11 protein-coding genes are annotated in these 12,701 nt (G+C 52.7%); all 11 read left to right on the top strand.

All coding sequences use genetic code 11. From position 1 onward, the window contains the following. Positions 1-13: 13 nt before the first annotated feature. The 11 genes from ACO0LH_RS26275 (at position 14) to prfA (ending at position 12,637) form a co-directional block, all read left to right on the top strand. On the top strand, positions 14-1,003 hold the full coding sequence (locus ACO0LH_RS26275; RefSeq protein ID WP_422944110.1) for an aliphatic sulfonate ABC transporter substrate-binding protein: 990 nt from the start codon (positions 14-16) through the stop codon (positions 1,001-1,003). 98 nt (positions 1,004-1,101) lie between these two features. Then, positions 1,102-1,887, top strand: a complete 786-nt coding sequence (locus tag ACO0LH_RS26270; RefSeq protein ID WP_422944159.1) for an ABC transporter permease — start codon at positions 1,102-1,104, stop codon at positions 1,885-1,887. A gap of 11 nt (positions 1,888-1,898) precedes the next feature. Next, positions 1,899-2,633: an ABC transporter ATP-binding protein gene (locus ACO0LH_RS26265; protein WP_422944109.1), complete on the top strand. Its 735-nt coding sequence runs from the start codon at positions 1,899-1,901 to the stop codon at positions 2,631-2,633. 263 nt (positions 2,634-2,896) lie between these two features. Continuing rightward, entirely contained in the window at positions 2,897-3,685 is a 789-nt protein-coding gene (gene minC / locus ACO0LH_RS26260; RefSeq protein ID WP_422944108.1) for a septum site-determining protein MinC, read from the top strand. 44 nt (positions 3,686-3,729) lie between these two features. Continuing rightward, complete coding sequence (minD, locus tag ACO0LH_RS26255) at positions 3,730-4,545, top strand: septum site-determining protein MinD (RefSeq protein WP_422944107.1); 816 nt, start codon at positions 3,730-3,732, stop codon at positions 4,543-4,545. A 1-nt stretch (position 4,546) separates the two neighbouring features. Then, positions 4,547-4,810 carry a cell division topological specificity factor MinE gene (gene minE, locus ACO0LH_RS26250; protein WP_422944106.1) on the top strand — a complete coding sequence of 88 codons (264 nt, stop codon included), beginning with the start codon at positions 4,547-4,549 and terminating at the stop codon, positions 4,808-4,810. Between the two features lie 232 nt (positions 4,811-5,042). Further along, positions 5,043-5,735 (top strand): response regulator transcription factor, encoded by a 693-nt coding sequence (locus tag ACO0LH_RS26245; protein ID WP_422944105.1) that lies wholly within the window; start codon positions 5,043-5,045, stop codon positions 5,733-5,735. 57 nt (positions 5,736-5,792) lie between these two features. Further along, positions 5,793-7,514: a FecR domain-containing protein gene (locus ACO0LH_RS26240; protein ID WP_422944104.1), complete on the top strand. Its 1,722-nt coding sequence runs from the start codon at positions 5,793-5,795 to the stop codon at positions 7,512-7,514. Between the two features lie 49 nt (positions 7,515-7,563). Continuing rightward, positions 7,564-9,969: a CHASE2 domain-containing protein gene (locus tag ACO0LH_RS26235; protein WP_422944103.1), complete on the top strand. Its 2,406-nt coding sequence runs from the start codon at positions 7,564-7,566 to the stop codon at positions 9,967-9,969. 206 nt (positions 9,970-10,175) lie between these two features. Beyond that, the gene (gene hemA / locus ACO0LH_RS26230; RefSeq protein WP_422944102.1) at positions 10,176-11,456 is read left to right on the top strand and encodes a glutamyl-tRNA reductase; all 1,281 of its coding nucleotides are present in this window, start codon (positions 10,176-10,178) and stop codon (positions 11,454-11,456) included. 95 nt (positions 11,457-11,551) lie between these two features. Continuing rightward, positions 11,552-12,637, top strand: coding sequence for a peptide chain release factor 1 (gene prfA, locus ACO0LH_RS26225; RefSeq protein WP_422944101.1), 1,086 nt, complete (start codon positions 11,552-11,554; stop codon positions 12,635-12,637). The last annotated feature ends 64 nt before the right edge of the window (positions 12,638-12,701 follow it).

The raw sequence follows: 12,701 nt of genomic DNA, 5'->3' as shown, positions 1-12,701 counted from the left end.
CCAAGGATAAAAAATGAAACGCCGTAATTTTTTGCATATCGCAACAGGTAGTGCCGCAGGCGCAGCGCTGTCTGTATTGCCAGGTCTGTCCAGTGCCGCAAGCACCTTGAAAGAATTGCGCATCGATTATGCGTATTACTCACCCACCAGCCTGGCATTGCGTCGTTTTGGCTGGCTGGAAGAAGAATTCAAGGCTGACGGCACGAACATCAAATGGGTGTTTAGCGCGGGCAGTAACCGCGCGCTGGAATATCTGAATGCGAACAGCCTGGACATCGGCTCCACAGCCGGGCTGGCAGCCTTGCTGGCCAAGGCCAATGGCAATCCTATCAAGACGCCGTATATTTTCTCGCGCCCTGAATGGACGGCACTGGTGGTGCGCAAGGATTCTGCCATCCAGACACTGGCTGACCTGAAAGGCAAGAAAGTGGCGGCAACCAAGGGAACTGATCCCTACCTGTTTTTGCTACGTGCTCTGAAAACTGCAGGTCTGAAACGTACTGACATCGAGCACGTCAGTCTGCAACATGCCGATGGCCGCGCTGCGCTGGAACAGGGCAAGGTGGATGCCTGGGCGGGTCTGGATCCGCACATGGCTGCCAGTGAACTGGAAGCCAATTCACGTCTCATCTATCGCAATGTCGCTTTCAATACCTACGGTTTCCTGAATGTGCGCGAAGACTTCCTGAGCAATCATGCGGCGGAAGTCACGCGTGTATTACGCACCTATGAAAAGGCGCGCGCCTGGGTACGCAACAATCCTTCCGAGGCAGCAAAGATACTGGCTGAAGAAGCCAAGGTCAGCTTGCCGGTAGCCCTGTTGCAAATCAAGCTGCGCAGCGATTTCAGCCATGCCCTGCCTTCATCCGAGCATATACAGGCATTGCAGGTCGCCGCGCCGATATTGCAGGACGAGGGTCTGGTGAAACCAGGGGTTGACCTGAATCGCACAATACGCGAGCTGATTGATACTCGCTTTGCCCAGAATCTGGTCACTGCCTGATTCCAGAAATCATGTCATCGCCTGGCATCACCATCGTCACAGATACATCAGGTACCAAAAGTACACCGGGCATCACACCAGCAAAATTTCGGCTCGTCATGCCACGTTTTGCATGGGGACTATTCTTGCCTGCCATAGTGTTGGCACTGGCTGAAATCAGTGTACGTTCTGGCTGGATAGCGGCCAATCTTTTGCCTGCTCCGAGCGAGATTTTTACGACCATCATCAACCTGGCGCGCCTGGGTCTGCTCACGCACATTGCCATCAGCAGCTTGCGGGTGTTAGCAGGGTTTATCGCTGGTGCGGGGCTGGCAATTCTGACCGGTTCACTGGTGGGTCTGAATGCGCGCCTGGAGGCAATTCTCGATCCCAGTTTTCAGGCATTGCGGGCCATTCCTTCACTCGCCTGGGTACCTTTGCTCTTGTTGTGGCTGGGGATAGATGAGGCACCCAAACTGATGCTGATAAGCATAGGGGCTTTCTTTCCTGTGTACATGGGTGTGGTGTCTGGCATACGCGGTGTTGACCGGCGGCTCATTGAAGTCGGCAAACTCTATCACCTGTCAGGCACGGCGATGGTCAGGCGCATACTTTTGCCTGCTGCCTTGCCAGCGATCGTCACAGGTTTGCGCAATGGCTTAGGCCTGGCCTGGATGTTCATGGTGGCGGCGGAACTGATTGCCGCCAGTTCCGGCCTCGGTTATCTGTTGACCGATGGTCGCGAAACCAGCCGTGCCGATATCGTGCTGGCAGCGATTGCGATTCTTGCCGTGCTGGGAAAAGGCAGTGACTGGCTGATGTACAGACTGGAACTGCATTTGCTGGCCTGGCGTGATACGTATCAGCCCACGACGTCAAATAGCCAATCCATCAACCAGACATGAGGCAGGCGAACATGCAGCCACTGTTGAAAGTGCAGGTGGACAGAAAGCACTATGGCACACGCACCATACTGAAAAACCTCCAGCTTGACGTGAAGGAAGGTGAAATCCTAAGCCTGATCGGCGCCAGCGGTTGTGGTAAAAGCAGTTTGCTGTCGATTATCGCCGGTCTTGATACCAGTTACGAAGGCAGGATAACGCTGGCAGGCCAGCGCCTCAACGGTGTAAGCCGTGAAATTGGCTTCATCTTTCAGGAGCCACGTTTATTCCCTTGGCTGACCGTAGCACAAAACATTGCCTTCGATACCAGCGATTTTGCCGGACAGGGGCCGGTCATTGCCAGGCTGCTGGCGGAAGTCGGCATGCCTGGTTATGAACAATCCTTACCCAAACAGTTGTCAGGTGGCCAGGCGCAGCGGGTCGCCATCGCACGTGGCTTGTTTTCCAGCCCCAGGCTCTTGTTACTGGATGAGCCATTTTCTGCCGTTGATGCATTTACCCGGATGAAATTGCAGGATTTGCTGCTACGCATCGCGAGTGAATACAGGCTGACCGTCCTGCTGGTCACCCATGACATCGACGAAGCCCTGTATCTGAGTGATCGCATTGTCCTGATGGATCACAGCACGGCAGGCTTGCGTCAGGAATTTGGCGTATCGCAAGAAAGACCTCGCGACCGGGCGAAAGCCACTTTGTCGCCCCTGAAGGCAGAGATACTTGATAACTTGCATGCAACGCATGCTTTTTAAACCCTGGCCTGATTAAAAATGCCCTTGTAACAAGATTTCTGAAAAACCGTGTGCACGTAGCTTTTGCAGCTTTGCAAAGAAAATGTGCATATTTTTGCAATCCTGCTCATCAATTGGTACGATTAGCCTTTTATGGACGAATGTAGCTATTCATCCATGCATTTGACTGTTGCCTGAAGAAGTTTAAGCAAAACTTAAATACCGTCAGGCAACAATGCACAGGCTAAGGCATTGACAGCGGCATTCACTTTTTCATGGACTCTATGCAAAACAGTACGACGCGCAAACCAATTGAGATCAAAATTTCTACCGTTGTTGCTGTTGCAATTCTGCTCAATGAATCTTCCATTCCGGCACTGGAAGCCGCATTAAAAGACATGACGGCCGGCTCACCCGATTTTTTTGATGACGAATTTGCTGTCATTGATGTCGACTCTATTTCAGAACAAACGCTGGACTGGAACGCGCTGATACCGTTGTTTAAAGCCCACGGACTGAACCCGGTCGCCGTACGTAATGCCCGCGAAGAAGACCATGCCGCGATACGCGCCCATGGCTTGAGCATAGACATGGTCAGCAAACCCCGGCACGAGCCTGAAGTGGCCGCAGCCGTACCACAGGCAGAAAAGGCGGCAGAAGCCGCGCCTGTCGTCACACCTATTGCACCGGTTGCACCCCTCGCTGCCGAGCCGCAGGTCATCGTGCGCAATATGCCGGCCATGGTGGTAGACACACCGGTAAGGGCTGGCCAGCGCATTTATGCGCGTGGGGCTGACCTGATCATCACGGCCTCGGTCAATAATGGTGCCGAAGTCATTGCTGATGGCAGCATCCATATTTATGCGCCTTTGCGTGGCCGGGCACTGGCCGGTGCCACGGGCAATACTGAAGCGCGGATTTTTGCCCTGACGATGGAGCCGGAACTGGTATCGATTGCCGGGATTTACCGCACTTTTGAAAATGGTTTTCCCCCTCTGCAAGCCCACCATCCGGTTCAAGTTAAGTTAAATGGTGACAGTATTGAAGTATCATCAGTGAAATCAACCGGCTGAAGCCCTCAATTTTCAGTATTTTCGGATAGCTAAAGGAGTTTTTTGTGGCAAGAATCATCGTTGTAACATCCGGTAAGGGCGGCGTGGGCAAAACCACTTCCAGCGCAAGTTTCGCTTCTGGCTTGGCCATGCGCGGCCATAAAACTGCCGTACTGGATTTTGACGTAGGCTTGAGGAATCTTGATCTCATCATGGGTTGTGAACGCCGCGTGGTGTATGACCTGGTGAATGTCATCAGCGGCGAAGCCACGCTGAACCAGGCGCTGATCAAGGACAAGCATTGCGACAACCTGTTCATCTTGCCTGCATCGCAAACCCGTGACAAAGACGCGCTGACTGAAGAAGGCGTGGAACGGGTATTGAACGATCTGATCAAGATGGATTTTGAATTTATCGTCTGTGATTCACCGGCAGGCATAGAACGTGGTGCCGTCATGGCGCTGACCTTTGCCGACGAAGCCATTGTCGTCACCAATCCGGAAGTATCTTCGGTACGTGATTCTGACCGCATCCTGGGGATTATCCAGGCTAAATCCAAGCGTGCCCAGGCCGGTGGAGAACCGGTCAAGGAACACCTACTGATCACCCGCTATTCACCAAAACGCGTAGAAGCAGGTGAAATGCTGTCGCATACGGATGTACAGGAAATCTTGCGTATCCCGCTGATTGGTGTTATTCCTGAATCCGAAGCGGTACTTCATGCGTCTAATCAAGGCAATCCTGCCATTCACATGAAGGGAAGTGATGTTTCAGATGCTTACGAAGATGTGGTTTCCCGCTTTTTAGGTGCTGAAGTTCCTTTGCGTTTTATCAATTACGAAAAACCGGGCCTGCTGCAACGCATTTTCGGAGGCAAATAACATGGCTCTGCTTTCTTTTTTATTTAATACCAAGCCCAAAACCGCCAATATGGCGAAAGAGCGCCTGCAAATCATTATTGCACGCGAACGTACTGGCAGGGATGGTTACGATTTTTTGCCAGCGCTACGTGAAGAACTGATTGCGGTCATTTCCAAATACACCAAGGTCAATCCGGAAGACATCAAGGTATCGCTGGATAAACAAGGTAATCTGGAAGTGCTCGATGTCAATGTTGTTTTGCCTGATCTGGAGTTGCGTAGTTAAAAATACATCTTTACTTGCCGCACTAAATCGGCGGCAAGTAATGTGTAGATACCAGTATGTCAATTTTCTTTACAGTAAGTTACTTCTTGACAGGAAGTATGCGAAAATCGCAATTAATGAAGTAATTTGGTGGTTTTTTTCACATTTTTTCACAATTACTTATTTTTTCACTTGCTTTCGATATAATGGAAGTTATTCCACTCTATTTGCCGGCCTTCAACGGTAACACTCCATGAGAATCGCTGTACTTGACGACGACAATAATCTGCTCGAACTGGTCTGCACCATATTGAATGCTGCCGGCCATACCACTCACCCTTTCCTAAGCGGGAAAGAGATGCTGCATCAGTTGCGTCGTGAAAGTTACGACATGCTGATACTGGACTGGCAAGTGCCAGACCTGAGCGGTACCGAGATTTTGCACTGGGTGCGCGAGAAACTGTCGCCGACCTTGCCGGTGTTGTTCATGACCAGCCGTTCTGGTGAAGACGATATCGTCGCTGGTCTGGCCGCAGGTGCGGATGATTACATGATCAAACCGATACGCCGCAGTGAAATGGTAGCGCGCGTGCAAGCCTTGCTGCGTCGCGCCTACCCAACACAGACGGCGTCTGAGCATCTGCAATTTGGCATCTATAAATTTGAAACCAGAGCCGGTCGTGTCAGCGTCAATGATGTACCAGTAGAGATGACACAAAAAGAATTTGATCTGGCCCTGCTGCTGTTCCGCAATCTTGGTCGTCCACTTTCCCGCGCCTATATCCTCGAAGCGGTATGGTCGCGTGATGTTGATATCCCCTCCCGTACTATGGATACACATATTTCCAGAGTACGCAGCAAACTGGAATTGCGCCCGGAAAACGGTTATCGCCTGGCACCGGTCTATAGCTACGGTTATCGCCTGGAACAAATGACCCCAGAATAAAAACTTCCGGGCCTGCACATCTGCGCCCGGAATGTACCACCCTACGAGGAGTCCCGCATGAGACTAGCCCGCCCATCGCTCCTGCGACAAACATCATCACGCCTGCTGTTACCATTATTCTTCAGTCTTGCCCTGACAGCGCCTTTGCTGGCATCCGCCGCTAAAAGCGCAAGCGCCACAGGTGAGCCTGGCAGTTTTATCAGCACGCCACCAGATATGACTTACTTCGCGGTACAGGGCGATACCTTGTCCGCCATCTCCAAACGCTATACGAATAAGGCGCTGAACTGGCACATCATCGGCAAGCGTAACAAGATTGACGACGACAGGGCGATCCCCATCGGCACCGCCATATTGATACCACTGGAATTATTGCCCGAAGAGGATAGTGAAGCGCGTGTCATCGCCATGACGGGCACGCCCCAGTTCAAGGCCGCTGATGGAAAATCCGGCGTACTGACTTTAGGAGCCGTAATCAGGGAAGGCACGCAGATCACCACGGATAAAAATGGCTTTTTGACGCTGGCACTGGCAGATGAGTCTAGGGTTTCGATCCCCTCCAACAGCCAGGTCAGCCTGGCCAAATTGCGCAAGACCAAATATACAGGCAGCCCGAGAACAGAAATCAACCTCTTGCAGGGGAAGGTCGAATCACGTGTGTCTTCACTGGTCAGCAATAAGGGGCGCTTTGAGGTGCGCACCAATCTGGCAGTGGCGGGCGTGCGGGGTACCAATTTCCGCGTCGGCGTGAACGACGATGGCATTGCCAATGAGGTACTGGAAGGTGGCGTGGCAGTCAGCAACACCAATGTAAAAAAACCGGACGAGCTGGTACTCACATCCGGCAAAGGCAATATCATCAGTGCAACTGGCGTCGGCAAGCCAGTCGATCTGCTGCCGCCACCACAATTAAGCGACAGTTACCTGTTGCAAGAACGTCCTACCCTGCAATTCCAGGTTGAAACCAATGCGTCTGCCGCTGGCTATCATGTGCAGATTGCCAAAGATAAAGAGATACTCGACGTACTGGCAGAAAACCGCTTCAAGGAAAATCGCTTCAAATTCGATGGTTTTGCTGACGGCAATTACTTTGTACGCTTTACCGCCATCGACAAAGCCGGCCTCGAAGGCTTGCCTCTGGTCAAGGCGGTGACACTGAAAGCAAGGCCAGAACCACCTTTCACAGTTCAACCGAAAAACAAGCTGCGTGCAGAAAGCTTGGATTTCGCCTGGACCGAAGCTGGCAACGCCCTTGCGTATCATTTGCAAATGGCCAGGGATGCAGAATTCAAGAATCTGGTGGTGGATAAGACTGATCTGAAAGAAGTACAGTTCAGCACAACCAGGCCAGCCGATGGCACTTATTACTGGCGGGTTGCCACCATTGCGCAAAAAGATGGCAAAGCCGATCACGGCCCTTTTAGTGATGTGCAAAAATTCGTGGTCTTGCCGGTCACCAGCCTGGCGCTACCGGGCGATGGGGACGGCAACCAGCTGTCTTTCAGCTGGGCGTCTGAACCAGGGCAAAAATTCCTGATACAGATCAGTATGGATGCCGATTTCAAGAACATCTACCTGAGCAAGGACCTCGATCAGGCAGAACTGAAAATTACCCGCCCTGCTGCCGGCCAATATTTCATCCGCGTCCGCTCAACTGACCCGGATGGTTATGTCAGCCCGTTCACAGCTACACAAAAAATCACCTTGCGGCCACGCTGGACCAGCAGTGACGGCACACCGATCAATAGCAGTGGTGGTGCCGTGGGTACGAATTTCTGATTCATCTTGAATTGACCAGGGAAACAGGCGAGCTATTTTGCGCAATATAATGAATGGCAACTTTCAGGTGGAAAGAATAGCGCTGCGCGAGTGGCTGGTTCTGAGCATCCTGATTTTGCTGTTCACCGCTGGTCTGCTGTTTTACAAGACGCTGGAACGTGCCGACCTGGTTCTGTATGACCGCCTGATGCAATTGAATTCGCGGCCAGAGCGGGATGACATCATCATCGTCGGCATAGACAGCCACAGCTTGAGCGAACTGGGCAAATGGCCTTGGCCACGACAACGCCATGCCGAACTGATCAAGCAACTCAGCGCAGCACAAGCACTGGCAATAGGCATGGATTTTGTCTTTGTCGAAGCCGAAGAGCGCAGCAGCGAACAGTCTGTCAATGGTGATCAGTTACTGGCTGACGCACTAACTAAAAGCAATAATGTGGTCTTGCCGCTGATATCAGAAAATGCCGGCAAAGGCTTGACCACGGTGCGTCCCATTCCCGTATTGAGCAGCGCTGCGCGCCAGCTCGCTCATATCAACCTGGAAATCGACAAAGATGGTGTCGTGCGCAGCATCTTTCTGCGCGAAGGCATGAATGGCGAATGGTGGCCACATTTTTCGCTGGCACTGGCTGATATCGGCAAGCAGATTACACCTGGTACCGAAACCAATCTGCCGGGCGCACGCTTAAGTGCGGCCTTGCGTAATGCCGCGCCAGAAGCGGGCACCTGGCAACGCGATTATCAAATGCACATACCATTCGCTGGCAGCAGCGGGCATTTCCGCTCAGTGCCTTATGTGTCGGTGCTCAGGGGTGAAGTACCGGTTGATTTCTTCAGACATAAATATGTACTGGTAGGGCCAACTGCCAGCGCCATGGCCGACTCCTTTCCCACCCCGGTTTCTGGTAACGAGGGCATGATTTCCGGTGTGGAAATTAATGCCAACATTCTGGCTGCCCTGCTTGATGACCGCAGTATCACACCCGCCCCACTGACGTATAACCTGCTCCTGAATTTACTGGCCGTGGCAGTGGCTTTGCTGGCTTACCAGTTGATGTCGCCCAGAAAAGCCTTGCTGGCAACAGCAAGTGTCGCGGTCGTTACGCTGGTGGGCAGTTGGGCCAGTCTGCGCTACCTTGGTTACTGGGCACCACCAACTGCCGGCTTGCTGGCGCTGGTCATTGCCTACCCCTTATGGAGCTGGCGCAGGCTGGAAGCTGCCATCCGCTTTCTGGGTGAAGAATTCAGGGTGCTCGACAAAGAGCCGCATCTGTTGCCGGAATTCGTTGATGAAGATGACGAGCAACCTGCGCGCGCCCTGACTGACACGCTGGAACAAAGCATCAATGCCATGCGTGAAGCGGTGGACAGGGTGCGCGACTTGCGCCAGTTCGTCAGCGACAGCCTGGCCAGCCTGCCTGATGCCACTCTGGTGACCACGACTGATGGCAATGTATTGCTCTCAAACCAGCCTGCCCAAAGCTATTTTGCCAGCATAGGCATACCCAAGGTGAACGATGCCCTGGTGCCGTATCTGTTTGCCACCATGTCGAACCCGCAAAATACCGAATACGGGCAAGACAACAGCTTTAGCTGGTGGAATATTCTCGATATCAAACACACCAAAAGCATGTCGCAGGGCATAGAAGTGCGTGACCCGCAAGGCAGGGATCTGCTGATCAAAAGCGCACCCTGCTATAACGGTGAAAAACAGCTGGTAGGGTGGATAGTCAGTCTGGTCGACATTACCAGCATACGTGCGGCAGAGCGCAGCCGTGATGAAACCCTGCATTTCATTTCGCATGATATGCGGGCACCGCAAGCCAGCATATTGGCCCTGCTGGAATTGCAAAAAGACCCGGGCACGGCATTGTCACAGATAGAATTCATGTCCCGGATAGAAAAAGCCTCGCGCGCCACCCTGGGGCTGGCCGATAATTTTGTCCAGCTGGCGCGGGCCGAATCACAGGATTACCGTTTTGAAGAAGCCGATTTCCAGGATATCCTGCTGGTGGCAACAGAAGAAATGTGGTCGCTTTCAAGAAGCAAGAATATCCGTATCGTCACCCAGATACAGGAAGAAGAATTCCCTGTCCTGCTTGACCGCTCGCTGATGACCAGGGTGCTGACCAATTTGCTGTCCAATGCCATCAAATACAGCCCCAAAGATACAACCATCACCTGCACTCTCACAAGCGAGCAACACTTGGCGGATGCCATCATCGTCTGTTCGATCAAGGATCAGGGTTATGGCATCACCAGGGCAGATCAGGCCAGGCTGTTCCAGCGCTTCCAGCGTTTCAAGACAGGCGAACAGCCAAAAAGCGATGGTGTTGGCCTGGGTATGGTGTTTGTCAAAGCCGTACTGGACAGGCATCAGGCAAAAATAGACTTCACCAGTGCCCCAAATGAAGGCACGACTTTCCATATCAGGATACCGGCTGATCTGACTTGATTGACAACAACATCAGCATAATGCGCAATCAGCAAGAACACAAAGGGCAACAAAAACCAACAAAAGAGCAACACATCAAATGATGTCCATATGCTAATTTTTCAAAATAAGCGTATGCTCTTGATATAGCTCAATCACTGGCAGCGCAGAAAATGCTCGGTCAACGCGCTATAATGACGACTTGATTCTTTCCCCATTCCATTTGCATGCAACTGTCTGCCGTTGGCCTCAACCACACGACCGCGCCGCTTTCCCTGCGCGAAAAGGTCGCCTTCTCTCCTGAGCAAATTGCTCAGGCGGTGATGGCCGCCCGTGCCTGGTTTGGCCGTGATGGCAAAGTGACCATGCATGGCAATGAAGCTGCCATTCTGTCGACCTGCAATCGCACTGAGCTGTATGCGGCTTGTTCTGGCAGCAATGCGGTAGATGCAGCGGCTTATTTTCTGGCTGATTTCCATCAGTTACCCTACGCCGATTTACGCCCGCATCTGTACACACTGCCACAGGATGATGCGGTAAGACATGCTTTTCGCGTCGCTTCCGGCCTCGATTCCATGGTACTGGGCGAGCCGCAAATTTTGGGTCAAATGAAAGATGCGGTACGCCAGGCCGAGGCCGCAGGCGGATTGGGCACTTACTTACACCAGATGTTCCAGCGCAGTTTTGCAGTTGCCAAGGAAGTGCGCAGCACCACCGAGATTGGTGCGCACAGCGTTTCCATGGCGGCGGCGGCCGTGCGCCTGTCACAGCGTATTTTTGACAAGATCGCTGATCAGCACGTGCTGTTTATCGGTGCTGGTGAAATGATAGAACTGTGCGCAACTCACTTCGCGGCACAAAACCCCAAATCACTGACCATCGCCAACCGCACGCTGGAGCGTGGCGAAACACTCGCGCACCGCTTCAACGGCAAAGCCATACGTCTGGCGGACCTGCCCCAGCAATTGGCGCAATTCGATATCATCATTTCCTGCACGGCATCTTCCCTGCCTATCATTGGCCTGGGTCTGGTTGAACGTGTGGTCAAAGCACGCAAACACCGCCCCATCTTCATGGTGGATCTGGCCGTACCGCGCGATATCGAACCCGAAGTTGCCAAGCTCGATGATGTATTTTTATATACCGTTGATGACCTGGGTACAGTAGTACAGTCAGGCCTGGAAAACCGGCAAGCTGCCGTTGCCCAGGCAGAAGCCATTATCGAAACCCGCGTACAGTCTTTCATGCACTGGATAGATGGCCGCGCCGTCGTGCCGGTGATACAGGATTTGCATGAAAGCAGCGAACAGCTGCGTCTGATGGAACTGGAACGTGCACGTAAAATGCTGGCGCGTGGCGAAGACATCGATGTCGTACTGGAGGCCTTGTCCAAAGGCATCACGGCAAAATTCCTGCATGGCCCGCAACAGGCTTTGCACCAGGCCAGCGGCGACGAACGCGCGCGTCTGGCCACCCTGCTGCCACAACTTTTCCGCACCAAGCGTTAGCGATTCACGCTGCCGTTTCTGGCCGCTTTGCGTGCCTGTGTCCGGGGAATACTTATGTTTCCCTTCATACCCAATCCTATCAAACCTGCCATCGTATGAAACCATCAATGCTACACAAGCTTGACCAGCTTGCCGAACGTCTGGACGAAGTCGGCCACCTGCTGATGCAGGAAGGTGCCACCAATGACATGGACAGTTACCGCAAACTCAACCGCGAGCATGCCGAACTGGACCCGCTGGTCGCCTTGTACAACAGCTATAAACAGGCACAATCCGACACCGCCGAAGCACAGGAAATGTTGAACGATCCTGACATGAAAGCTTTTGCACAAGATGAGATCGAAGCTGCAAAAACCACCATGCAAACGCTGGAGAGCGATTTGCAAAAAATGCTGCTGCCGAAAGACCCGAATGACGAACGCAATATCCTGATGGAAATCCGCGCCGGTACAGGAGGCGATGAAGCCGCCCTGTTCGCTGGCGATTTGCTGCGCATGTACATGCGCTTTGCCGAGCGCAATCGCTGGCAGACAGAGATCATGTCAGAATCGCCATCCGAACTTGGTGGTTATAAAGAAGTGATCGTGCGGCTGGCTGGTCAGGGTGTGTATTCCAAACTGAAATTTGAATCGGGCGGCCATCGTGTACAACGTGTGCCTGCAACCGAAACGCAGGGGCGCATCCATACCTCTGCCTGCACGGTTGCGGTCATGCCTGAAGCGGATGAACTGGCCGATGTCGTCATCAACAATGCTGACCTGCGCATCGACACCTTCCGTGCCAGTGGTGCCGGCGGCCAACATATCAACAAGACTGATTCTGCAGTTCGCCTGACGCATATCCCTACCGGTATCGTGGTGGAATGCCAGGATGGCCGCAGCCAGCATCAGAACAAGGCACAAGCCATGCGAGTATTGGCCACGCGCATCATGGATGGTCAGTTGCGCGAAAAACAGGCCAAGGAAGCAGCAACCCGTAAAAGCCTGATCGGTTCAGGTGACCGTAGTGAGCGCATACGCACGTACAATTATCCACAAGGCCGCATGACCGATCACCGCATCAACCTGACCCTGTACAAGCTCGATTTCATCATGGATGGCGATTTGAGCGAACTGACCAATGCACTGGTGGCAGAACACCAGGCAGAACTGCTGGCAGAATTAGGTGATGATGGTATTTGATCAACCTCCTGATAAACATCATTTGTCTATTAAATTATCATTGCCGCATGTTTTTATTGCACAA

The sequence above is a fragment of the Undibacterium sp. TJN19 genome, assembly GCF_049339485.1.
Lineage (GTDB): Bacteria > Pseudomonadota > Gammaproteobacteria > Burkholderiales > Burkholderiaceae_D > Undibacterium.
Note: the sequence above shows the minus strand (reverse complement) of the source record. Positions and strands in the feature narration are given on the sequence as shown.